This is a genomic window from Thalassobacterium maritimum (genome assembly GCF_031127805.1).
Taxonomy (GTDB): domain Bacteria; phylum Verrucomicrobiota; class Verrucomicrobiia; order Opitutales; family Coraliomargaritaceae; genus Thalassobacterium; species Thalassobacterium maritimum.
In genome coordinates, this window is the sequence record NZ_JARXHW010000014.1 from 71,761 (window position 1) to 94,504 (window position 22,744).

Consider the following 22,744-nt stretch of genomic DNA (forward strand, 5'->3'; position numbering starts at 1 on the left):
TTACGCTTGGGCTTTTTTAGTTTTAACCGCTGTGCGAACAGTGACGAGGGAGCCACGCGAGCCAGGAATACTTCCCTTAACCAAAATCAGGTTTTTCTCAGCGATAACTTTAACAATTTCAAGGTTTTGGACTGTGCGACGCACATCGCCCATGTGACCGGGCATCTTTTTACCCTTGATCACGTGGCCTGGCCATTGGCACATACCATATGAACCACCACGGCGGTGGAACATCGAACCGTGAGAGGCGGGACCACCCGCAAAACCGTAGCGCTTCACAACACCTTGGAAACCACGTCCCTTGGAGGTGCCGATCACATCGATCTTTTGGCCCGACTCAAACTTCTCTACAGTCAGCACATCGCCGAGGTTCAACTCGACATCGCCATTTGTGCGGAACTCTTGGAGTTCAGCAACAGGCTCAACGCCGGCCTTTTTGAAGTGGCCGAGGGCTGCTTTAGAGAGACGGTGCTCTTTTTGTGGACGGAAACCGATTTGGACGGCATCATATCCGTCTTTTTCGGAGGACTTAATCTGCGTTACTGGGCAGGGTCCTGCTTCAATGACAGTCACAGGCACAAGACGATTGTTGTCGTCAAATACCTGAGTCATTCCTATCTTTTTACCAAGTAGGGCTACGTTCATAATACTAATAGGCAGGTGGAGCAGAGGCTCCGTTTCCTAGACCTGCGTTAGAGGAGTTAAAAAAATGTGGTTTATCGCCTCAATTGGGAAGCGAGCGACGGAAAAAAGAGGGAAGAAGCGCGTTCGTCAATCCCCGATTTCAAAAAAGCCGATTATTTTCTGTACTTTGCAAAAGTCTGTGCTTAGTCAGCCCTGCGCTCCAATTGCGGAGCAAATACCACTTTATTATAGAAGAATCCAATTCCGATCAGAGCCAAGCCCAAGCCGAGGAAAGACAACACTCGCAAAAGGCCCTCCAACTCGGCGGCATCAACCAGAAAGACTTTGCCAATAGTGAGCAGCAGTAAAATCAAGGAGCCAACATGTATCACTGACTGCTGACGCCACAGGCCGATCGCCTGATAAGTCACCGCCAACAAGAGCCAAACAAGCGAGTAGGTGTAGATCTCCGCGGTCGAAGTCCCATCGCCATATAGATAACTGCCGCCATAATAATCCTGCACTAGAAAAGTCGCCCAGACAAAGCCGAGCAGCATAGCCGCCAATTGATACACACGGCGCAGACGCTCACAGCCGCCCACCCCACTCTGCCATGCCAGGACACAGGATGCCGCAAAGGGCAGGCCGAACTGCAACAACAGCGCATTGAAGAAGAAACGCTCCCCCGCCGCCCCCGCATCCGCCAAGTGAAGCCAAGCCACCCGCAGCGCCACCAAGCCCGCCAAAATCACGCTCCCCTGATGGCAGGACGTCCACACGCGCGCAAGATAGACAAAGCCCACAGCCGCCACCGCCAGCAGCGCGGTCAAGCCTCCCTCAACAGTCGCCGACGACCACTCAGACGGCATATACGACGCATCCAGCCATTGATAGATCGCCACAAAGCCCAGCAGGCTCACCCCACCCAGTATTCGAGTCACAACTTTGCGCGCTGCCGCATCCCAGACAGTCCGAAAACAGCCCCACACGGTGACGACTCCCACAAAGCCCAACACCCAAGCCAAGGCAACCATCCCATCCTGCGCAGCCCCAGCCCCCACCTGCTCGCGGAAGAAATAGCCCACCGCATCGGCAGCATGGTCGAGCATGCATGCCGCCCACGCCACCCCCAGCACAGAAGCCACCAAAGCCGACCGCCCGAAAGCACGCAGCTTCCAATAAACTGCGGTGCCGATGACTAAGGCCCCAGCAGCTTGCTCTAAGTAATCCGACGGCAGACAAGTCCACAGCCCGAAGCCGAACAAAAACACTGCAAAGGCCGAATACTCACCCGCTACCTCGGCATCGCTCTCTCGGCGAAGAATATGTTCACCCGCCAGCGCCAATAGACCAGCCACCACCGCCGCCAGCCACAGCCAAGCGGAGCGATGAAACACAGCGACGCCCCCCACCACCCACTCCCGGTTGGCATAGAGTAAGGGCACTGCACTGAGTGCTGCCGTCACAGACAGCGCGCGCCATGTCAAAACCCGGCCCGACACCAGCCCACGCCAGTGCCCAACCACAAAAAACAAGCTCAGTAAACCCAAGGGCGCAAACAACCAGCTCAACATCGCGCTATCTATACTAGCAAGCGTGCCCGCCGCCACCGCGCCCAAGGCCAACCAGGCGGCCCCAATAAAGTCATCTTCACGCAGCACAGCCAGCAACAGCGCACCCACACTTATAGCACTGAAAAGCGCCATATCGACTGCGGCAAAACCGCCGATCAAAACGAGAACCAAGCCCTGCACGAGCCCTCCACCCCAAGTCAGCCAACGAATAGCCGTCAACCAAGGGAGCGCCGATGCATCCAGCACAGTATCTTTCTTCGCCAGCAAGACCCAGACTGCATTCACCCCGCAGACACCCACTACGAAGATCAGAACCCCCGCCAGCTGATCCAAGTGACCACAGACATTGCCTACGATTACCGCAGCCGACCACAGATAAACACCCGCCAAAGAGCCCAATAAAAGCGCCCACCAGCCACGACATACGCATAGAAACTGCGCCCCACAGAATAACAAAAACAGATAGCCAAACAGCATCACCGTATCATTCGAGCCCGTCGACATCAGCCAAGGCGTGAGAAATCCCCCTACCAAGCCCATCATCGCAATCGGCGCCCCATTCTTGAGCGACAACAGCACCGCCAAAACCGTAACCAACACCATAGCCACAAAGCCCAGCCCCAACGACACATATCCATGCATATGCACGGCTGCGTAGGCAGCAAAATATAAGCACGCAATGCCCGCCCCAGCCAATGCCTGACCGATGCGCTCATTGGCAGCCATCGACGATTTCACTCCAATCACAAACCCAGCCCCGCAGAGCAGGCCTCCAAAACCCACCGTCAACCAAAGGCGGACCAGCGGCGTCAGCCAGCCAGATTCGATCGAGTATTTAATCATATAAAAGCCCGCCATCAATAAAGCAATCCCCCCAACCCAAACGGCGACCTTGCCAAACCAGTCTTGCGGCTCAGCGGACTCGACCGGCTCTGAGACAGAGCAACTCGGGAGAGTTGCGCTCCCGGGATCGCGAATCTCCGCATTCGCCCCAGTGACTGACTCTGACGCAGAGCAACTCGGGAGAGTTGCGTTCCCGGGATCGCGAATCTCCGCATTCGCCCCAGTGGCTGACTCGGCCATTTTCTCAGGCCGAGTCCTTGCGTCGCGCGACGGCGAAACCCTGGATTCCGTTGGCTTGGCCTCGGCGACCTTCATCGATGAAGCCCCTACCTCCTCCCGAATAACCGCCGCGTCTTTGCGATCCTGCAGCTCCCCTAGCTCACGCTTGAGTCGCTCCAGTTCACTGCGGGTGCGGCTAATCCGCCCCAAATTCACCCAAGGCAAAATCAAACTAGCGATCAAACCCAAGACAAGCAGCAGCCCAAATATTTCTAACATACCGAATCTTAAAAAATACAATTGAACATTGTTCAATATTAATTTTAAACAACGTTCATAATAATAAAGAACTCTAACAAATTGACCCATGGCCCGCCGCAAAGACCACTCCCGCGAAGAACTCACACAATTGGCAATCCAAGCCGGTCGCCAGATCGTCATCGAACAGGGCCCCAGCGCGCTAACCGCACGCAAGGTCGCCCAAGCGATCGGCTACACGCCCGGCACGCTTTATAATGTCTTTGAAAACATCGATGGTCTCATCGCAGCCATCAATATCGAGAGCATGCACAGCTTCGCCGACAGCCTGCGCACACTCCATCAACCCGGCGAAACAAGCGAAAGCCGCATCCGTCGCATCGCGCAGGCTTACTTGGACTTCCATCACGCGCAGCCGCAGCTGTGGTCCCTACTCTTTGCCCAGCCGCTCGACTATAATTCCGACGACTATCACGCCGCCATTCACGCGATTTTCGACCAGGTATGCGACGCCATGATGCCACTCAGCAGCTCCCCCACACTCGCGCGCCAAAAAGCAAAGATCCTGTGGTCCACCCTGCATGGCATCTGCCTACTACAGCAAAGCGGCAAGCTCAACGTCAGCGAACCCGACCCCGCGGAAGATCTACTGACTCACTTCCTCGACCAATTCCTACAATGAGCCGCACGCCGCCCCACCCCATACGCCTCCTCTATATACTAGTGATCATGAGCCTCAGCTACGGAAGCACCCACGCCCAAGAGCACGTTGTCCTACTCCACGGCCTCGCCCGCAGCGCCGCCTCCATGAATAAAATGCAGCGCGCACTCGTCAACGAAGGCTACCAAGTGCACAACCTGAGCTACGACTCACGCCAGCATGGCATCGAGCAGCTGGCCGAAAACGTCCATCATCAAATACGCACACAGACCACCAAAGCCACAAAAGTGCACATCGTCACCCACTCACTCGGTGGCATTCTCGTGCGCCAGATCCAAGCCACCACCCCATTGCCCAAGCTCGCTCGCGTCGTCATGCTCAGCCCGCCCAACGCCGGCAGCGAAGTCGTCGATAAAATTGGCCATTGGTGGCTCTTTCAAAAGATCAACGGCCCGGCTGGGCAACAACTCGGCACCGACAAAGACAGCTTCATCGGCCAACTGCCCGCAATCAATTTCGACTGCGCCGTCATCACCGGCGATCGCAGTATCAACTGGATCAACTCCCTCATGATCCCCGGCCAAGACGACGGCAAGGTTTCCACTACCAGCGCCCGCGTCGCAGGCATGCGCGCCTACAAAGTGCTCCACACCACTCACCCGATGATCATGAAAAAGCAAACAGTCATCCAAGAGGTGATACACTATCTTCAGACCGGCACGTTGCAGTAAACCCCAACAGCTCACCCGCGCAAGGAGCGCAAATACAGTGCCGCACAGGCACGCGCATCCGACAGCGCATCGTGGTGATTCAGTGGGATATCGAACTCCTCGCAGCAATAATTCAGCTTTTTCTTAAACAACTTATAGGTGCACTGCTTCTCAAACAGTGGCAACGGAAGCCCGTAAAACTCCAGTGCCTGCTTCAGGCAAGAACCGTCGAAGGCCATATTATGCGCCACCACCGTTTGCCCTTCGATGAAGTTGGCGATCTGCGGCCAAATCGCATCAAAGCCCGGCGCCGTCATCGTATCGCGCGCCGTCAGCCCATGCACCGCGGTATTGAAACCCGAATACATATCCTCCGGCGGCCGCACCAAAAGCGAGAGTTCCTGGGTGACGACGCCCGCCTCCACCCGCACCAAGCCCACTTGGCAAATACTCCAACGCTTCGGCTGGGCTGTCTCAAAATCGATCGCGGTAAATGTCGGCATGCCTGTTCTTCTCAAAAAAACGGCCCTCGAAGCAAGCGCATTAGCCCAGACTGCGCTGAATTTCAGAACTAAACTCAAGCGCTGCCGAAGGCGTCTCTTACTTGCTGTAGAAAGCCCTTTTCTTTATCGGTGAGGCCGTCCGATTGGAAGAGACGATTGAGCAGTTCCAAAGCGCGTGGCTTTGAATTTTCGCTCAGGCGCTCCGCGACATATGCGATAAAATCTGCGGTCAGCTCTTCGCTGATACGAGCGGTTCTCGCGCGGTCGGTCGCATTGCAAATGTAAACCGAGGGCCCCGTGCTGGAATCCCAACCGAGCGAATCAGCGGCATGGTCAAACTCTTTGGTCTCTGCCAATGATAAATGTTGATCCACATAGATCGCCATCAGTAGCAGATCAATAATCGCTTCGCGCTCTGCTTGCTGCAATTCGGACTCAGGGGTGGAGCGAGACTCTTGACTAAATAGTTTCTCTAAAAATTTCATAGGACAAATGGTTGATACGGTGGACGCACGTGGCGAGTGTCGGCTCGATCATCGAACAAAACCACAATCAGTCAACTAACTACTTTCAATTCAGACACAGCAGACTCCCCTCGAACCAGCTCTGAGCGGACAATGGTGGCAGCACTACTCCCAGCGTGACAGGCTTTCGCCAGCATCTTCCCATTCGTTAAAAATAGAACAGGCGCGCGCCTGGAGTAAAACCCGGCGGCCTTCGCGACTTCTACAGTGCACCAAGCGCACATTCCCCATCAGTCGCTTCGCTTGTCGCAACAATTCAGTTCGCTCTGCTTCGCTGCCACGCAGTAATTCTGGAACAGGGAAATAACTGCTGCGAGCGCTGGTAACCGATGAAATCAAATAGTGCGGCGAGCGAATGGGCCCCATCATTTCTAAAAAGGCTGTGGCGAAATGATGACGGTCCATACGATTGCCACCTTTGAGTGAGACAGAAACCTGGCCCATAAATCGGTCCACCGTGAGAGCTTGCTCCGGCACGTCTTCGTCAAACTTCCCGAGCGCATGCATTGTGCGAAACAGGGAGCGCCCGACTCGATCTGCAGTCACTCCCGTGAGCCCATATTGACGATAGAGCCGCAGGGCCCGCCAAAGATCGGGAGCGATTCGCAGCAGCCCGATCAAGAGCATCAGTAGCAACATTCCCCATACCGCGAGACCGCGACCACCGGAGAGCATGTGTCGAAAGGCATCAAACCCCACGCCAAGAATCGATAACGCGGCGCCATACAAGACCGCTTCTACGGTCCTCCACAGATAAGCGTAATGCATCAACTTGCGCCCTTTGACTTGAATGCTACGATAAAACAATCCTTTCCAATCGGGAGCATTGGCAGGCCCGAGCCATGCCTGACGAATCCAGCTGGCATTGGCAGAGAGCGCCTGCATTTCATCATTTACCTGCTCGCATTGCTGTGGAGTCAAAATACTGGCGGGAATGCCCAAGCGCTCGTATCCCGATTGAATCGCCGCTTCGCGGTGATTCGGACCGACAAAGGTTTTGAGCCGGCGCCGCACGCAGTCCAAATCGGGCTCGTCATGGGGCACCCCCGTGAGTGTGACGAGGTGCCAGATCTTAGATACTTTCAGCGGACTCGAGGGATTGGTGCGAATGGCTCGGCCCCGAATTTGGTTGGACGACACGAAGGAGCCGACATTGGAGGCAATGATTAAGCTGTTGATACAGGGCGCATCCCAACCTTCGCCCAGCAAGGCTTGCGTGCCTGAAAGTATATGAATCGCGCCCCGCGCAAAGGTCTCGGTCATCACGGGCACCAGTTGCCTCGAAGCACCGCGCAGCAAAGTGAGCGCTCGATAGTCAGGCAATGCCTCGAGCACTTCTAAGCGCACATCCGCCGGTGAGAGTCCCCGCTCACGGCAAACCTCTAACAAGGTGCCCGCTGCGCTCGCAGGAATAATGACCATGGAACCTGTGAGCAGACCGACCCGCTCGTCTCCCAGCTGACGTAGTCTCTCAAAGATGGGCACCGCTCCCAGCTTCAAAGATTTTGCATTGCGGCTCCGCTCACAATACGTGCCCAGAAATTCGGGATAAATGTAGTCCGACAGCACCAACAATCTCAAGTCCGCGCCATGGGTCTCACGTTCCACGCGCACGATCGCTTCAATCGAGCGCAACTTGGTGGCACTACGCATCAGGCGGCGATTCCGCGCATGGCTCGGAAGTAAATGCACATGCCCTCGCTCAATCGCACCGCGCTGCTTCAGCAAAGCTTCGATCTGTCTCACAAAGTCCTGCGGCCATAGCGAACGCTGCTTTTTAGAGACAATGCCACGCAGTAAGACCTGCGCCCACTCGGTATCGAAACACGGCAATTCGCCCGCCTCCGCATCTAACAATTCGAGTAGCTCTGGCTGCAACCGCGCTCCTCGGGTGTGGAGATAAATAAGCAGCGACGAAAACCACTCCACTTCGGCATAAATATCGACTTCGTGCGCCTCGGGGTCCAGCAACCATGGATGCTTATTGATTTGCTCAGCGAGCGAGTCCCGATGTAACAAGTCAGCAACCAACTCGTTGATCTGGCTTTGAAAGCTTGCGCGTTGTTGCAGATCTTCGGGACTGGCGAACTCGAAATAGAGCAGGTCTACATGTGGGCACAAATCGCCATTCAACACCAGCTCCGGCACTGGAATCTCCATGTCGATTTCGCCACAGAGCTGAATATAGCGCTCCCACTCTGCAGCCGACGAGTCGTAAGGAGGTGTCGCAGTCAGCGAAATAGTATGCACCCCCTCAATACGTTTGCGCAGATCAATAATCGACTGCCACCAAGCCTGCTTGAGGTGGTGTGCCTCATCCAGAAGCAGAGTTTGGACCCCAAGCGCACGCAGAGCGGCCAAGACTGGCTCCGCCCCGGGCTGCGACATGACCTGATCGACCATCTGATAGGTCGTGATCGTCACTAAACCAGGCTGGCGCAAGTCGAGGCTGATCCAATCCGCAGCGCCCGCGGCAAAATCTTGGCGCAAACGCTCCGCCCATTGCGACTGAATGGTGCGAGTCGGCGCGACCACCAAGCTGGGGCCCGCCAAACGACGCATGAACTCCAGCCCAAGAACCGTCTTACCAGACCCCGGCGGCGCGACAACATGTAGACGGGCATCGTCCAAGTGCGCCTCCATCTCCGCCAAGGCTCGCGCTTGATAATCGCGCCACGGATGGGCGAAGCACAGTGTTGGAGGAAATGTCGGCACAAAAGTAAGTCACCGCATCGGACGCGCCAAATCAATCTTATCCGAGCGCAAACTGCCCCAGGGCAAGCAGCGAATCAAGCCGCCGAGCGCGAAGGTCGATGCTGTGAGCGAGTGCGACGCGTGTCCTGGCCTCTTTGCAGGCCTCTTTCCGGATGCGAATGCGATTCACGGCTTGGCGCGGGGTCGAGAAAGTCCACCTTGTGCGCAGTCAATACGATGCGGCTACGCTTATCCCCCGCATCTGTCTCCCAGTGCTCTTGTTTAAGACTGCCCGCAAGCAATGCTTTGGAGCCCTTAAACAAGTGCTCGGCCAAATGTGGCATATTCCACGCCTCGACAGGCATGAAAACCACACGCTCCCCATCATTACAGGCGAGCGTGAATTTACTTAGGTGCTGAACGCCGTTGGCTTTTTCGCGAGCTTTGATTTCGCGAGTTTCAATGTCGGCTGTGAGGTGTCCGCTGATGATTGTCTGATTCATAATATTTCCTTTCAGTTACGTTAATTTAGCTTGCTACGAATGAATCGTTTTCGATGTCCTCCAAAATAAAGAACGCCTTCCTCTATCGCATAAAGGCAAGGCTACTGTCAAGCAAATAAGGTGAACAAAATAGCACTCCGCGTCATCGCGCCCCACCCCAGCAGTCCGGCTTCATTGCATTACGCCGAGACAGGCTCCGTTAGCCGAAACGAGTTTCGGACGGAGCCTGGCCTGCCAAGGCGTAGTCTTCGCCCCGCCCCCAGCAGTCCGGCTTCATTGCATTACGCCGAGACAGGCTCCGTTAGCCGAAACGAGTTTCGGACGGAGCCTGGTGCCCCCTCTGGGAATCGAACCCAGATCGACTATTTAGGAAACAGTAGTTTTATCCGTTAAACTAAGGGGACCGCTACAGGACAATCTAATCGTACCTTTGAATACATGAGCTTAACTAAATAGGTAAAGGCTTTTGATCGAAAATCTTAGTCTTCTACCAACCATAACAGCTCATAGGGCTCTAATTCCAGAATGTCATGAGTGGATAAAGTTCGCTGACTCAGTGTATCTTTGAAAAAATGTGCGAGTCCCTCGGTACGTAGACGGCGCATATTAACAGTTTGGGGGGCATCGGAGAAATTCGCAATCACTACGAGCAAGTGGCCTTCGCTCCAACGCAGATAGCTGATCACGTGTCCATTCTCCGGTTCTAATAAGCGCATCTGGCTGCCAGTAAAAGCCGGGCATGCCTTACGTGTTTCAAACAACTCCTGCAACTCTCGAAAAATACGTGCCCGCACAGAATTCTTTTTCTTGAGCTCACCGACGAGACTCCAGTCCATCATAGGCCGATGTACCCAGCGACTGTCGTCTTTCTTCTCTTTGTCTGCCAGATAATCGTAATCGTTGAGCATTCCCCATTCCTCGCCAAGGAAGATGAGTGGTATGCCACCAATGCTACACAACACGCCATAAAGCATCCGTATGCGACGCACCGCCATCTCGATCAGCTTGGGCTCTCCACTCACAAGCGCCTGCTCCAAACCCGCAAGTGAAGCCATAGTGCCCGAAACGCGCATGTCTCCTGTATCGGTATTATGTTGAAAAGGCACGCCTGCAGCAAAGGAACCTTTAAATGCGCCTGTGTAAAAGCTGTTCAAGAAGTTGCGATGGTCGTCGGGGTTAATGCCGACGGCCCAGGCATCTCCATTGTCAAAAGACCAGCCGATGTCGTCATGCCCACGCAAATAGTTCACCCATACAGTGCCCGGCAACAGATGCTGACGATGGCCGACCGATTGCTTGAGCAACTTGGTTTCACGCGTCGCAACCGCCTCCCAGAGCAATGCCATCAATGTCGGATTATACGAAATAGGACACTCCTCGGGGCTGATGTATTTGACAACTTCATCGGGATGCACAATCGCCTCAGACTTGAAAGCGAGCCCAGGTGCCGCGATGCGACACACGGCATTAAATGCCTGGATCAATAAATGTGCCTCAGGCAAATTCTCACAATTGGTCCCCATCTGTTTCCAAATGAAGGCAACCGCATCTAGGCGCAATATTTCAACACCGGTATTGGCGAGAAAGAGCATTTCCTCTACCATCGCACGAAAGACCTCGGGGTTCGCATATTTAAGGTCCCATTGAAAACTATTGAATGTCGTCCATACCCAGCTCTGCATGCCTTCCTGCCAAGTAAAATTGCCGCGACGTATCGTGGGGAATATTTCGCGCAAGCTGCGTTCATATTGATCGGGAATGCTACGATCGGGATATACGTGAAAATAGTCGAGGTATTCGCGCTCGCCCTCTTGCGCACGGACCGCCCACTCGTGGTCATCGGAAGTATGATTAAAGACAAAATCGATCACCAAGGAAATGCCAACCGCTCGAAAATCGTGCGCTAAAGCGCGCAAATCCTCCATCGTGCCGAGGTCAGGATTCACACTGCGGTAGTCACTAATAGCGTAGCCACCATCGCTATTGCCTTCACGATCCTTGAACAAGGGCATCAGGTGCACATAAGTCAGACCCAAGTCTTTTAGATAAGGGATCTTATCACGCAGTTGATTCAAGTCGCCACTAAACAGATCCACATAAAGCGAACCACCGACCATACGCTCGGAGAGGTACCAATTAGGATCGTTCTCGCGACGCACGTCGAGTTGACACAAGTCCTCGGGACGACTGAGCCAACAATCCACGGCGGTGAGTAAAATGCGCTCCAGATAATAATAAAAATCGTAATGCTGCCCGTAGAGCCGATACAAGAGCTCGAAAAGACGCGGCCAATGCTCCTCTAGGCGAGCATCGATCGTCTCTATATTCAGAGCACAGCTATCATAACTAAGTGAACTGGCTTCAATCTTTTCTAAAATCTTAGGACGCACACGGCCTAAGGTGCGAGAGGCTTCATATACTAAATCCAAATCAGTCATCCTCACTGGCTGTCAATTTCTCATTCGGGATCGTAATTTGATCCAAGAAGTTATAATACTGGATGCCTTCAATAATACCGGCAGCATGCTCTTGTTCGGCAAAATAAACGCGCGGATACTTGCGCAGCTTTTCGAGCTCGCGGCTGTAATTGCCCACCACAACACCGAGCGTATTGCCAGCGAGCATACCTGCGTCGTTACCTGAATCACCCGCCACTAGAATGTGCTCCAGCGGATACCCCCACTTGAATGCCATGTGGCGAATACTAAGACCACTTCCAGCACGACAGGGGATGATGTCCAGGAACATGCCCAAGGACAGAATACACTTCGCACGCACACCATGCTCCCGCAGGATACGTTTGATATGTGCTAACTTCGGAGCAACGGAAAAATCGACCTTATAACTCACCTTAAAAGTGGACTGCTCGCTTTCTTCCTGCAGGTATAAACCATCGACGGGATCGAGCACCTCGTGGATACGCTGGGGCGCCCAACGGAAGTCGATATGCTTACGCCAGCTCGTGTCCAAGGTGTAGTTTTTGCCGTAATAAATCTCAGTACCGACCGAGGTAATGAGCACTTCGGGGTTGGGAATGTTTAAAGATTCCATCAGTGGCAACACATCCTCGTAACGACGACCGGTCGCAATGCCGAAACCAATATTATCCTCGGCCTCGCTAATTAAGCGGAAGAAATCCTCCATCGCCTCATCATTCCCCGTGAGGGTATTATCAATATCGGCAATAATTAGACGATCAACCTGCGGCAAACGCCGGCTCTTGCGGCCGCGGGCAATCGGCGCGGGGGCATCGGCATCTTTCAGCACTTCCTTGACATCGCGTAAATAGCGTGTGACGTGCCGCTGCCAAGAGTAGTATTTATTGACGTTTTCCAAGCCCGCCCGTGACCATTCATCCCACTGCGCAGGCTCTAACAGGGCATGCAGCAGCGCCTTCTCAATCGACTTAGGATCGAAGGGGTCGACCAATACGCCATTGTTACAATTTGCAATGATGTCGTTGGGCCCCCCATCGTTAGTCGCGACAATTGGCGCTCCACTCGCTGCGGCTTCGAGTAGCGTCAAGCCAAAGGGCTCCGTCATCGCAGCGTTCACGAAGACGCCACGCGACTTAGTAATCTCACGATAGAGCGTCGCGACATCATCGGCCTTATGACTCTTGGGATAAGCGACCTTGCCATATAGATCATACACATCGATCAGCGTGAGCACATTGAGCAGTACCGCACGCTGCCCTGCAGGCATTTGCCGTAAATCATCACGCGTCCCCATGACTAAAACCAGATTAGCCTCGCGCTGTAATTGCGGAGACTCCCCGTAGGTCTTCACAAGCATCTCCAAATTCTTGCGCTCATCGGGACGTGCCATCGCAACCAACATAGGCTTATCTGGCTGATGTAAAAAGCTACGCACGTCCTGCACTAGCTGTGAACTCACATCTTCCTCGCGGGGCGCACGGAAGTTGCTCAAGTCCACTCCAGGAGGGATCACTTCCATCCGCTCAGGAATGTAATTCTCGTATTGCTCATACTGCTCCTTCACTTCCTGACGCGTGCTGGTGCAAATCAACGAGCAAGTCTCTAAAGCAAACTCTTCGGCCTCGATACGGGTGGAGATGGCGTAACGCGATTCAATTTTCTCTGCGCTAAGTCCTGAATCTTCCAAGCGTTGGCGCTTCACACGCCCTAAAGAGTGGCCAGTAAAAATAAAGGGGATGCCTAAGAGTCGAGCCAACTGCCCACCGCCGTAACCAGCATCGGCATAGTGGCCATGTATGACATCCGGCACCGTACGCGTGCGCTGAAAATGATTGAGGCACTGATCGACAAACATCTCCATATAAGGCCACAGCTTAGACTTACTCAAGTAACGCTTGGGCCCAAAAGGGATACGTACAATGTAAGCTTTATCTGCAATCTGTTCTTCGAGTTTCGCATAGTCATCCGACACCTTGTCGTCCACGACCTGACGTGTGATCAAGTCTACTCTAGCCACATCTTCGCACTCTGAAAGCGCACGAGCCAACTCAAGTACATAGCGTGTCTGGCCCCCAGTGTCTTCATCGCGACCGAGTTCAAGTTCATCACCTCGAATCAAACCATGCAGGCTGATCAATGCAATACGGATTCCTTTTTCTTTAACCATGATTATTGATTGCTAGAATTCTATATTAAGGCGGCGCCATGTTGCATTTTGCAAAGTTTCGCAGCAGAGCGCATGGCGTTCTGCACGAAATGAGTCATATAAGCGCCTATCACTCATCTATGCAGGCTGCATGCCGAAAATTGCAGACTTCAAAGCCGTATTCACTCGCATGAGATGCGTGCTAGCTTGAGTCGAATTTGATTTTCGTCACAATTCCGGCTAGAGATTCACTTAAGATCATGTATGTTAAATTTCATGATGAGCGCTACAGCTCCAGCACATTGGCCCGCTCCTGCGACGCATCCACACACAATACTATCTGATGAATCATTTCAACCCAGAAGCCAGAATCGCCCCGACCGTGCTCGCGACGGATCTCGATGGCACGCTCATTCCCTTGCCCGACAGCCCGGAGCATCCCAGCGACTTAAAAGCTCTCAATCAGGCACTTTCCAAGTCAAAGGCCAAGCTGGTGTTTGCGACCGGACGACACTATGAATCGGTGCTCGAAGCCATGCAGCAATACGACCTACCCTCTCCCGAATGGATTATTTGCGATGTAGGCAGCGCAATCTATCAACGCATAGGCGAGCGCTTCGAAGTATTCACAGCTTACGAAGCACATCTAGAACAAAGCTCCGGAGGCGTCGACCGCCAAGCTGTCGAAGAGGCTCTATTCACAGTCGAAGGGCTGGAATTACAACCGCCCGACCATCAACAACGCTTTAAGATCAGCTATCAATCTGCAGCGGACACGGTGACTCGATTAGTCGATGACATCGGCCAACGCCTCAAACAAGCCCAGCTGCCCTACGACTGTATGGGAAGTCTGGATCCGTTCCTAAATTGCGGTCTGATAGATGTCATGCCACGTGGCGTGTCTAAAGCCTACGCCTTACTTTGGTTGAGCACCCATGCCAACTTTCGCCCCGACGAAGTCATCTACTCCGGCGACTCAGGAAATGATTACGCCGCACTCGTCAGTGGTTTCCGTGCCATCATTGTGGCAAATGCTAGCGAAGGGCTGGTCGATAAAGTGCAAGCGGCCCTGGCAAAACGCTCCTTAGAAGAACGGCTATATTTAGCAGAACACCGTGCAAGCAGCGGTGTATTAGAGGGCTGCCGACACTTCGGATTAATCTAGTCGGCGAGTTAGGCTTGGCAATCGCATGAACATTTGCACAGTCATAGATTATGACTCCTGAATCCGCTCTGCAAAAATACTTTGGCATGCCCTCCTTTCGGCAGCCGCAGCAAGCGATTATCGAAGCTGTACTAGAGAAAAAAGATACTTTAGTGGTGATGCCGACGGGGGGCGGTAAAAGCCTCTGCTTTCAATTGCCCGCGCTACTGCTACCGGGGGTGACACTGGTGGTCTCACCGCTGATTGCGCTGATGAAGGATCAAGTGGACGCGCTGCAAGCACGTGGCCTGCCTGCGGGGCTGCTCAACAGCTCGCAGACGCTGGAAGAGCAGCGGGCCACATTGGACGCTATCCGCCAACGCACGCTCAAGCTGGTCTACGTCGCTCCGGAGCGTTTTCGCTCGCAAAGTTTCCTCAATGCGCTGCCGAAAGACGCCATCAGCTTGTTCGCCATTGACGAAGCGCACTGCCTCTCCCAGTGGGGGCACGATTTCCGGCCCGATTACATGCGACTGGGTGAAGCGCGCAAAGCGCTGGGCTCCCCACCCTGCATCGCGCTAACCGCCACAGCCACTCCGGATGTGCAGGGCGACATCATGCAGGTGCTGGAAATGCGTGAACCTGCGGAATTCGTGGCAGGCTTTGCCCGTGAGAACCTAAGTTTTAAGGTGCGCAAAATCGGCTCCAACGCCGATAAGCAGGAGGCTCTACTGCGCCTGATCAAACAGCATAAGACTGGCATCGTCTATTGCGCCACACGTAAGTCGGTCGATAAAGTGGCAGCCGCCATTGAGCCATTGGCAGGCTCCGTCATTCGCTACCACGGCGGGCTATCCGATAAGGAGCGCACGCAAGCGCAGGAAATTTTCATGCAGCGCAGGTCGGACGTAGTCGTCGCCACCAATGCCTTCGGCATGGGAATCGACCGTGCCGATATCCGCTTCGTTTGCCACTACGAAATGCCGGGGAGTGTGGAAGCTTACTATCAGGAAGGCGGGCGCGCGGGGCGCGATGGCGCCCCTTCGGTCTGCGAAATGCTCTTCTCCTACGCGGACAAGCGGGTGCAGGACTTTTTCATCGAAGGTGCCAACCCTGGCAAAGAACTGATCGCCCGGGTATTTGACATGCTATGCGCCGAAAGTGACGAAAACCACGAAGTGCGGCTGCCTGTCGATGACCTCTGTGAGCGTCTAAATACAGGCCGCAAGGTCAACCCGATGGCTGTTAGCACCGCCATATCCACACTCTCACGCCATAAATGGATCGAACGTTTCGAGGTGCCCGGGCGACGACTCAAAGGCACCCGCATTCTCAAACTTGGCCAAAGCGGTCGCGACCTACCACTGGACGGACAAGCTCTGGCCATCAAAGCTCAACGCGACGAGGCCCGCTTAAAGGCAGTCATTGACTTCGCTTACGCCTCCGGCTGCCGCCAGCAGTGGATTCTCAACTACTTTGGCGAACGCAACAGCCAGCCCTGCGGTCGCTGCGACGGTTGCCGGCAACGCAAGCAACTGGCCAATCGCGAGGTTAAGGCCGATGAGTGGACCTTGGTGAAGATGGCGCTCAGTGGCGTTGCTCGCATGAGCAGCCGTCGCGCTCCCGACGAATGGACCCCCCGCTTCGGGAAGCGTAAAATCATTCAATGCCTACTCGGCAGCCAATCGGCCCCCATCCTCGATGCGGGACTGGACGCACTCTCCACCTATGGCATACTCAAGCGCGAAGGCAGCGCCTTTGTGGATGCACTCTTCGAAAGTTTCGAGCAGGCGGGACTGATACAAGTCGTGACCGAAGAAGGTTTCCCCCTCTTAAAGCTCACCGAACTCGGCTCGCAAGTCATGCGCGGCCTCGCTCAACCGGCCCTGGCACTGCCCGAGCGCACAGCTGGGAGCGCTGGCAAAGTCACCACAGCCAAAAAGCTGAAAAAAGGACAGGCGCCCGAAGGCATTTTAGACAACGCACTCTATCAAAAGCTGGCTGCGAAGCGCAGCGAAATGGCCGCTGCCCACGGCAAGCCTGCCTACACCGTATTCCCCAACTTTGTATTGGTCGAGCTGGCCAACCTCAAACCAAGCAGCGAGCGCGAAGCGATCAAGATCCGCGGCATCGGCCCCGCTAAACTGAAAACGGTGCTACCCCCCTTCCTAGAGGTGATCAAAGCTCATAACGCGTGAACATTGAACATTGAACATTGAACATTGAACATTGAACATTGAACATTGAACATTGAACATTGAACATTGAACATTGAACGGACGTCTGGCCCGTAGAGGCGAGAGACAATGAAAAATCCCCTGAAGAAGCCATTATTTCGACATTCAAACTTGGACCTTCGATGTTCGACCTTCTTTTGACTAAATTTTAAGCGAGCAACACTTAAATTTTTGCCAAAATTGTACTTGCACACTAGCGTGAACCCCATACTTTCCGTCGCTTCATGAGCACTGACAACAAGACACTTAATCGCTCCCGCAACCCGATGGACTACACGTTCAACGATGTGGAGCTACTTTCCCGTTTCGTCACAGAAACTGGTAAGATCCTTCCTCGTAAAGACACAGGCCTTTCCGCAAAGCACCAGCGTCGCATTACGAACCGCATCAAGCAGGCTCGTAACATGCTGACTATGCAGTAAGCCCTTGAGCTGAAACAGGACTTTCCAATCCTTCTCCTTTAATTAGGTGAAGGATTTTTTATATCTACCTGTCGTGTCCGCTTGCGGACCTCTCAGCGCTGCCTACAGTAATCAAACACCACCGCAGATACGCCGCACACCAGCCAAATGACCCACGCCTGCAAAATACTGCCACCGACCGAAGCGAACATTGACCTATGCGCGGATTTGCTACGCGACGAAGCAGTCGTCGGCGTCCCAACGGAGACGGTCTACGGACTCGCAGGTAATGCACTCAACGAAGTCAGCGTGCGAAAGATCTTCGAAGTGAAAGGGCGGCCCCTAATAGATCCCCTAATCGTACACTTTCATTCCTTGGAAGATGCAGAGGCTCATGTCGAATTTAACGATCGAGCTCGCAAACTAGCCGCCCAGTTCTGGCCTGGCGCGCTCACCCTAATACTCCCCAAAAAGGACAGCATCTCCGACCTCGTCACCGCGGGCCTTCCCAGCGCAGCCGTGCGTGTGCCCGCACACCCGGTATTCCGCAGTCTATTAAAACGGCTCGAATTCCCACTCGCCGCCCCCAGCGCCAACCCCTTCGGATACGTCAGCCCGACACTCGCCCAGCACGTAGATGCCACACTGGGCAATCGTATCCTCGCGGTGCTAGACGGTGGCGCCTGTGACCACGGAGTGGAATCCACCATTGTGGATCTGCGCGATCCAGCTGCGCCCAAAATCCTACGCCCAGGCCCGCTTTCAGCAGAAGCCCTAGGCATTCAAAATTGTATTCAAAACTCGGATACAAACAAAGCTACAGTCCCCATTACCAGTGCACAGGCTGCGCCAGGCATGCTGACCCAGCACTATAGCCCGAAGACTCCGATCACATTATTTGCACACGGCACAAAAGCCCAACAAGTAAAGGAAACAGAAGCTGTGATCTATACCGTCAAGCCCTGCGATTCGAAGCTAGCGAGTGAAACATCCAACACTTTTTGGCTTTCAGAAAACGGCGAACTTGCAGAAATTGCGCATAATTTATTTGGGCTGATCCAAAAGTTGGACCAAGCCAAGTACACAAGATTACACATCGAGCGCGCCCTCAATCAAGCGATCGGCGTCGCGGTCAACGACCGTCTAAGTCGCGCTGCAGCCAAGCGCCCGTAGAATACTGACGTTCGCAAGCACTGAATCGACAAGCACTTAAAGCTATTAGAAGAAAGTAAAACAGGGATCAGCCAATCTAATCGGAAAATTATTTAGCTCTTTTTTTCCTATTTGGCACCAGATGTGCATTACACCGTGTATGCACCAAACGATTCGACTACCGCGGTGCGCTGGAGTGGCAACAGCCTCCCTTGCGTGCCTTTTTGCATTCACATCCGCTTCTGGCTCAGTTCCGAGTGAGACGCGCGACGTCCTACAAGAATGGGTCAAAGTGAAAGCACTGATCTCTCAAGAACGCGAAGAATGGGCCACTGAAAAGGCCCTGATCGCTGATACCATTGAGCTACTCAATGCTGAGAAGGAGATGCTGGCTGAGACCATTGATTCCCGCAAAGACGCCGCCGAGGCTGCTGCCAACGAGCGCACAGAGCTCTCGCTTAAAAAGGAAAGCTTAGATGCCGACGCCGCCACCTTAGGTGAAGTGCTCACCGGCTATGAGAGCGAGATGACCGCGTGGGTGCCTAGCCTGCCCGCATTGCTACAAGAGGAGCTCGCGCCCCTCATTCGTCGCTTGCCGACCGAAGAAAATGCCAGCTCCAATGCGGGAATCGGACGCCGCCTGCAATCGGTCGTCGGCATTCTATCTCAAGTGGATAAGTTCAATTCATCCGTCACCTACCGTAAAGAGTTACGCGACTCGGGCGAAGCCACTAAAGAAACCGATACACTTTATTTCGGCCTAGCCTATGCCGTTTATAGCGATGCCGAAGGCAGTTCAGCGGGCTACGGAAAACCCGGCCCCGAAGGCTGGACCTGGGAAGCAGCCCCCGAAGCCGCAGCCGATATTAAAGAGCTGATTGCCGTCTATAAAAACGAGACGCCCGCAAAATACGTCTCGATTCCACTCTCGATTCAATAAGCGCTACGTACGCTCAATCGAAAACTACTACTACCAAACGATTCTTTGATCCATGAAACGTAGCCTATACTTTCTATTAATTAGCCTATTCTCCTTACAGTTACTCAGCGCGCAGTCACTGGATAGTGTGAAACAATCTGCCAATGCAGATCTCGAAGCAGCCCTCAGCGAACTTGCCGAATTACGTGCAGAAATTCGCGAGGAGAAAATACCACTCGCTCAAGAGCGACGTAACCTAGAAGCTGAAGTCCGCACCTTACGCGGCGAAGCCGAAGCGGCTCGCGCCGTGCAGGACAACGCCGACTTACGACTCGACCAACTGCGCTCCCAAATCAAGGGGCGCGAAGAAGAGATCCAGTATGCAAGCAACTTGCTGGACGAATACGTGCGGGGCCTACAAGCACGCATCCACGTCAGCGAAGTGGAAAGCTACGAACCGAAACTCTTGGAGATCCTCAACAGTGCGGAAGCTTCTGAAGACGGCGAGACTTCCATCACACAACTCGCCAACGGCATTGGCCTCGGCCTGGAGCGCGCCAAGGAAATCTCCGGCGGCAGCTCCTTTCAAGGCGGCGCAGTCCTTCCCGACGGTAGCTACACACAAGGCACCTTCCTGCTGGCAGGGCCTCTGGCTTACTTTTCCTCGGAAAAAGGTGGCGGTCTGGTCATCCGCGGCGAATCACTTCGCCCAGCAGTCGAGCCGATTCCTGAATACGACATTAGCGAGGCAGTCGCCTCCGCCACATCCGGCAGCACGGGCCTGATCCCGATCGATGCTTCGATGGGTAATGCACGCGCAATCGAGCAAACCAAAGAAACTCTGATCGAACACATTCAAAAGGGTGGCGTCTGGATCGTTCCTATTCTCGGCTTTGCACTGGTATCGCTCGTGATCGCAGCCTTTAAGGCACTCGAACTATACGGCATTAAAACTCCAGATGAGGGTGCCGTCGCCAAACTGGTGGGCCTAATCAAAGAAGGTAAACACGAAGAAGCCACAGAGTCCGCCGCCCACCTACCAGGCCCTGCCGGCGACATGCTGCGCATCGGTGTTCGCCACTCGGGTGAGTCTGTCGCACTCGTGGAGGAGCTCTGCATCGAGAAGGTCGTCGAGACTCAACCTCGCGTGCAACGACTACTCTCCTTCGTCGCCACCACCGCCGCGGTCTCCCCACTCTTGGGCCTGCTCGGCACGGTGACCGGTATGATCAATACTTTCAAATTGATCACCATCTTCGGAACCGGCGATGCGCGTAACTTATCTTCAGGTATTTCCGAAGCGCTGATCACCACTGAGTTCGGTCTGATCGTCGCCATCCCGGCCCTCATCTTACATGCTGTGCTCTCCCGCAGAGCCAATGGCATCCTCGCCACAATGGAGAAGCAAGCAATTGCCTTTGTTAATGGACTGAAAATCGCCCGCGAAAAATAATGAATAGCCACGAACTAATCACCACAATCATAGAGATATGGGTACAAGGTGGGTGGCTCATGTTCCCGCTGGCAGTGCTCGCACTATGCATTTACCTCGCGGGGTTTGAACTCGTGTTCTTCTTCCGTAAATACGGTTTCGATAAGGACGACAAAAACACCTGGGGCCACTGGATCGACAAACCAGAAGACGGCACCGGCATGCTAGGAGCCGCGATTCGATTCGCACAAGAAGGCAGCAAGCAAATGGATTCGATTCGCTCACGCGTTCACGAATTACGACACGCTTATATCAACCCTGCCCGCCGGCGCATTTACTACCTATCGATCCTAGTCACAGTCGCGCCCCTCACCGGGCTACTGGGCACGGTCATCGGTATGATCGTGACCTTCAACGGCCTGTCTTCAAGTCGCGGCAGCGCGCTAGACGTCGTCGCAGGCGGCATCTCGCAAGCGCTCATCACCACGCAAACCGGCCTCATCATCGCCATTCCTGGTTACATCTTGGTGCACCACGCCAAAACACGTTGCCAGCGATTGGAAGGCTTTTTCTCAGAGCTCGAAATACGCACAGCTCAAAAATTTGAACGCACACATAAAGAATCATGATACAACGACGCTTTTCCAGCCCAGCCGAAGAGAGTGAAGAGATCAATCTCTCACCGCTCATCGACATGGTGTTCATCCTACTGATTTTCTTCATCGTCACCACTGTCTTCGTCGAGGAAACAGGGATCGATGTGAATAAACCGGAAGCCGCCTCCGCGGTGGACCTAGACAAACAGAGTATTCTCATTGCACTCACTCCCAAGGGTGAAGTTGTTTACGGGGGCCGCGACATCGGCGTCAATGGTGTCCGCAGTCTCGTGCAACGACTCACTCGGGATGACCCCGAGATGCCAGTCATCCTACAAGCGGATAAGGCTGTCAGCACGGAGCGCCTAGTGCGCGTGATCGACGAATCTAAGCTCGGAGGTGCGCAAGTCGTTAACATCTCAACGGCGCATTAACCACCAGCCCAGACTATTTGTGAAGCATAGACCAGAAGATACCGCCCCCGATAAACCTAAGTTTTCATCGCGAAGCCTTGGAGTGATCAGCGCGGCGGCGGCCCTGACGATTGGCATCTTCGTCCTCTTTCCTTTTACTCAGTTCATCGGCAATCAAACCCGCGAACTAGTCACACTGCGATCGATCGACGTGGCTCCGCCACCGCCACCGCCACCGCCATCGGAGGAGCCACCACCGGAAGAACCGCCGGTCGAAGAAGCCCCCCCACCAGACCTATCGGAGCCACCACCTCCCTTGGATCTCGCGCAACTGGAAATGGCACTGAACCCTGGCATGGGGGATGACTTCTCCAACGCGTTCTCAGTCGCTGGCTTCGATGTCGCCGGGGATACCGCCTCGGAAATCATGACCTTCGAGATCTCTGATCTCGACGAGATGCCACGTATGCTGAAAGGCCGACGCCCCAAGCATCCGCCGAATCTGCTGCGTGAGCGGGTCGAAGGCGTCGTTCGCCTGAAAGTGCTCTTGGACGAAACCGGACGCGTGAACGTGCAATCCGTCATTTCATCGACACATAGCGCTTTCGAACGCCCCGCCATTCAAGCCGCCGAAGACTTCCGCTACACGCCACCGACTAAGAACGGCGAACCTGCACGCACCGTGTTCGTTCTGCCCATGAAATTCTCTATCAATTAAACCACTCTTATCATCCATTTTGTTCAACCACGAGC

General features: G+C 54.2%; 19 protein-coding genes and 1 tRNA gene. 11 read left to right on the forward strand and 9 right to left on the reverse strand.

Translation table 11 applies throughout. The features are described 5' to 3' along the window. Positions 1–645: a 50S ribosomal protein L3 gene (gene rplC / locus QEH52_RS08090; RefSeq protein ID WP_308949602.1), complete on the reverse strand. Its 645-nt coding sequence runs from the start codon at positions 643–645 to the stop codon at positions 1–3. A gap of 182 nt (positions 646–827) precedes the next feature. Continuing rightward, complete coding sequence (locus QEH52_RS08095; RefSeq protein ID WP_308949603.1) at positions 828–3,539, reverse strand: DUF2339 domain-containing protein; 2,712 nt, start codon at positions 3,537–3,539, stop codon at positions 828–830. Between the two features lie 88 nt (positions 3,540–3,627). On the opposite strand from QEH52_RS08095, the gene QEH52_RS08100 reads away from it, so the two are divergent. Continuing rightward, positions 3,628–4,200 (forward strand): TetR/AcrR family transcriptional regulator, encoded by a 573-nt coding sequence (locus QEH52_RS08100; RefSeq protein WP_308949604.1) that lies wholly within the window; start codon positions 3,628–3,630, stop codon positions 4,198–4,200. Next, positions 4,197–4,910, forward strand: coding sequence for an esterase/lipase family protein (locus tag QEH52_RS08105; RefSeq protein ID WP_308949605.1), 714 nt, complete (start codon positions 4,197–4,199; stop codon positions 4,908–4,910). Before QEH52_RS08100 ends, QEH52_RS08105 begins: the two co-directional genes overlap by 4 nt. A gap of 11 nt (positions 4,911–4,921) precedes the next feature. Here QEH52_RS08105 and QEH52_RS08110 read toward each other — a convergent pair whose 3' ends face one another. The 7 genes from QEH52_RS08110 to QEH52_RS08140 all read right to left on the reverse strand — a co-directional run bounded on the left by QEH52_RS08110 (position 4,922) and on the right by QEH52_RS08140 (position 13,718). Continuing rightward, a complete protein-coding gene (locus QEH52_RS08110) occupies positions 4,922–5,392 on the reverse strand; it encodes a 3'-5' exonuclease (protein WP_308949606.1) in 471 nt (156 codons plus the stop codon). Between the two features lie 74 nt (positions 5,393–5,466). Further along, a complete protein-coding gene (locus tag QEH52_RS08115; RefSeq protein WP_308949607.1) occupies positions 5,467–5,877 on the reverse strand; it encodes a hypothetical protein in 411 nt (136 codons plus the stop codon). 144 nt (positions 5,878–6,021) lie between these two features. Next, the gene (locus QEH52_RS08120; RefSeq protein WP_308949608.1) at positions 6,022–8,631 is read right to left on the reverse strand and encodes a DEAD/DEAH box helicase family protein; all 2,610 of its coding nucleotides are present in this window, start codon (positions 8,629–8,631) and stop codon (positions 6,022–6,024) included. Between the two features lie 74 nt (positions 8,632–8,705). Next, on the reverse strand, positions 8,706–9,113 hold the full coding sequence (locus QEH52_RS08125) for a single-stranded DNA-binding protein (RefSeq protein WP_308949609.1): 408 nt from the start codon (positions 9,111–9,113) through the stop codon (positions 8,706–8,708). Between the two features lie 329 nt (positions 9,114–9,442). After that, positions 9,443–9,517 (reverse strand) — tRNA-Arg (locus QEH52_RS08130). Positions 9,518–9,592: 75 nt separating this feature from the next. Further along, positions 9,593–11,551, reverse strand: a complete 1,959-nt coding sequence (locus tag QEH52_RS08135) for an alpha-amylase family glycosyl hydrolase (RefSeq protein ID WP_308949611.1) — start codon at positions 11,549–11,551, stop codon at positions 9,593–9,595. Further along, positions 11,544–13,718: an HAD-IIB family hydrolase gene (locus tag QEH52_RS08140; protein WP_308949612.1), complete on the reverse strand. Its 2,175-nt coding sequence runs from the start codon at positions 13,716–13,718 to the stop codon at positions 11,544–11,546. Before QEH52_RS08140 ends, QEH52_RS08135 begins: the two co-directional genes overlap by 8 nt. A gap of 322 nt (positions 13,719–14,040) precedes the next feature. On the opposite strand from QEH52_RS08140, the gene QEH52_RS08145 reads away from it, so the two are divergent. The 9 genes from QEH52_RS08145 (at position 14,041) to QEH52_RS08185 (ending at position 22,709) form a co-directional block, all read left to right on the forward strand. Beyond that, on the forward strand, positions 14,041–14,862 hold the full coding sequence (locus tag QEH52_RS08145) for an HAD-IIB family hydrolase (protein ID WP_308949613.1): 822 nt from the start codon (positions 14,041–14,043) through the stop codon (positions 14,860–14,862). Between the two features lie 50 nt (positions 14,863–14,912). Further along, the gene (locus tag QEH52_RS08150) at positions 14,913–17,039 is read left to right on the forward strand and encodes a RecQ family ATP-dependent DNA helicase (protein WP_308949615.1); all 2,127 of its coding nucleotides are present in this window, start codon (positions 14,913–14,915) and stop codon (positions 17,037–17,039) included. A 263-nt stretch (positions 17,040–17,302) separates the two neighbouring features. Next, positions 17,303–17,500, forward strand: a complete 198-nt coding sequence (gene rpsR, locus QEH52_RS08155) for a 30S ribosomal protein S18 (protein ID WP_308949616.1) — start codon at positions 17,303–17,305, stop codon at positions 17,498–17,500. 147 nt (positions 17,501–17,647) lie between these two features. Next, positions 17,648–18,652 (forward strand): L-threonylcarbamoyladenylate synthase, encoded by a 1,005-nt coding sequence (locus tag QEH52_RS08160; RefSeq protein WP_308949617.1) that lies wholly within the window; start codon positions 17,648–17,650, stop codon positions 18,650–18,652. 139 nt (positions 18,653–18,791) lie between these two features. Then, positions 18,792–19,571 (forward strand): DUF3450 family protein, encoded by a 780-nt coding sequence (locus QEH52_RS08165; RefSeq protein WP_308949618.1) that lies wholly within the window; start codon positions 18,792–18,794, stop codon positions 19,569–19,571. 52 nt (positions 19,572–19,623) lie between these two features. Beyond that, positions 19,624–21,003, forward strand: a complete 1,380-nt coding sequence (locus QEH52_RS08170; protein ID WP_308949619.1) for a MotA/TolQ/ExbB proton channel family protein — start codon at positions 19,624–19,626, stop codon at positions 21,001–21,003. After that, a complete protein-coding gene (locus QEH52_RS08175; protein ID WP_308949620.1) occupies positions 21,003–21,611 on the forward strand; it encodes a MotA/TolQ/ExbB proton channel family protein in 609 nt (202 codons plus the stop codon). The genes QEH52_RS08170 and QEH52_RS08175 overlap by 1 nt, the downstream gene beginning before the upstream one ends. Beyond that, positions 21,608–22,012, forward strand: a complete 405-nt coding sequence (locus QEH52_RS08180) for an ExbD/TolR family protein (protein ID WP_308949622.1) — start codon at positions 21,608–21,610, stop codon at positions 22,010–22,012. Before QEH52_RS08175 ends, QEH52_RS08180 begins: the two co-directional genes overlap by 4 nt. 19 nt (positions 22,013–22,031) lie before the next feature. Further along, complete coding sequence (locus QEH52_RS08185) at positions 22,032–22,709, forward strand: energy transducer TonB (protein WP_308949623.1); 678 nt, start codon at positions 22,032–22,034, stop codon at positions 22,707–22,709. Positions 22,710–22,744: the final 35 nt, after the last annotated feature.

Coding starts and splice junctions, on each gene's coding strand:
- rplC (WP_308949602.1), bottom strand. CDS start 645: ATGAACGTAGCCCTACTTGGTAAAAAGATAGGAATGACTCAGGTATTT.
- QEH52_RS08095 (WP_308949603.1), bottom strand. CDS start 3,539: ATGTTAGAAATATTTGGGCTGCTGCTTGTCTTGGGTTTGATCGCTAGT.
- QEH52_RS08100 (WP_308949604.1), top strand. CDS start 3,628: ATGGCCCGCCGCAAAGACCACTCCCGCGAAGAACTCACACAATTGGCA.
- QEH52_RS08105 (WP_308949605.1), top strand. CDS start 4,197: ATGAGCCGCACGCCGCCCCACCCCATACGCCTCCTCTATATACTAGTG.
- QEH52_RS08110 (WP_308949606.1), bottom strand. CDS start 5,392: ATGCCGACATTTACCGCGATCGATTTTGAGACAGCCCAGCCGAAGCGT.
- QEH52_RS08115 (WP_308949607.1), bottom strand. CDS start 5,877: ATGAAATTTTTAGAGAAACTATTTAGTCAAGAGTCTCGCTCCACCCCT.
- QEH52_RS08125 (WP_308949609.1), bottom strand. CDS start 9,113: ATGAATCAGACAATCATCAGCGGACACCTCACAGCCGACATTGAAACT.
- QEH52_RS08135 (WP_308949611.1), bottom strand. CDS start 11,551: ATGACTGATTTGGATTTAGTATATGAAGCCTCTCGCACCTTAGGCCGT.
- QEH52_RS08140 (WP_308949612.1), bottom strand. CDS start 13,718: ATGGTTAAAGAAAAAGGAATCCGTATTGCATTGATCAGCCTGCATGGT.
- QEH52_RS08145 (WP_308949613.1), top strand. CDS start 14,041: ATGAATCATTTCAACCCAGAAGCCAGAATCGCCCCGACCGTGCTCGCG.
- QEH52_RS08150 (WP_308949615.1), top strand. CDS start 14,913: ATGACTCCTGAATCCGCTCTGCAAAAATACTTTGGCATGCCCTCCTTT.
- rpsR (WP_308949616.1), top strand. CDS start 17,303: ATGAGCACTGACAACAAGACACTTAATCGCTCCCGCAACCCGATGGAC.
- QEH52_RS08160 (WP_308949617.1), top strand. CDS start 17,648: ATGACCCACGCCTGCAAAATACTGCCACCGACCGAAGCGAACATTGAC.
- QEH52_RS08165 (WP_308949618.1), top strand. CDS start 18,792: ATGCACCAAACGATTCGACTACCGCGGTGCGCTGGAGTGGCAACAGCC.
- QEH52_RS08170 (WP_308949619.1), top strand. CDS start 19,624: ATGAAACGTAGCCTATACTTTCTATTAATTAGCCTATTCTCCTTACAG.
- QEH52_RS08175 (WP_308949620.1), top strand. CDS start 21,003: ATGAATAGCCACGAACTAATCACCACAATCATAGAGATATGGGTACAA.
- QEH52_RS08180 (WP_308949622.1), top strand. CDS start 21,608: ATGATACAACGACGCTTTTCCAGCCCAGCCGAAGAGAGTGAAGAGATC.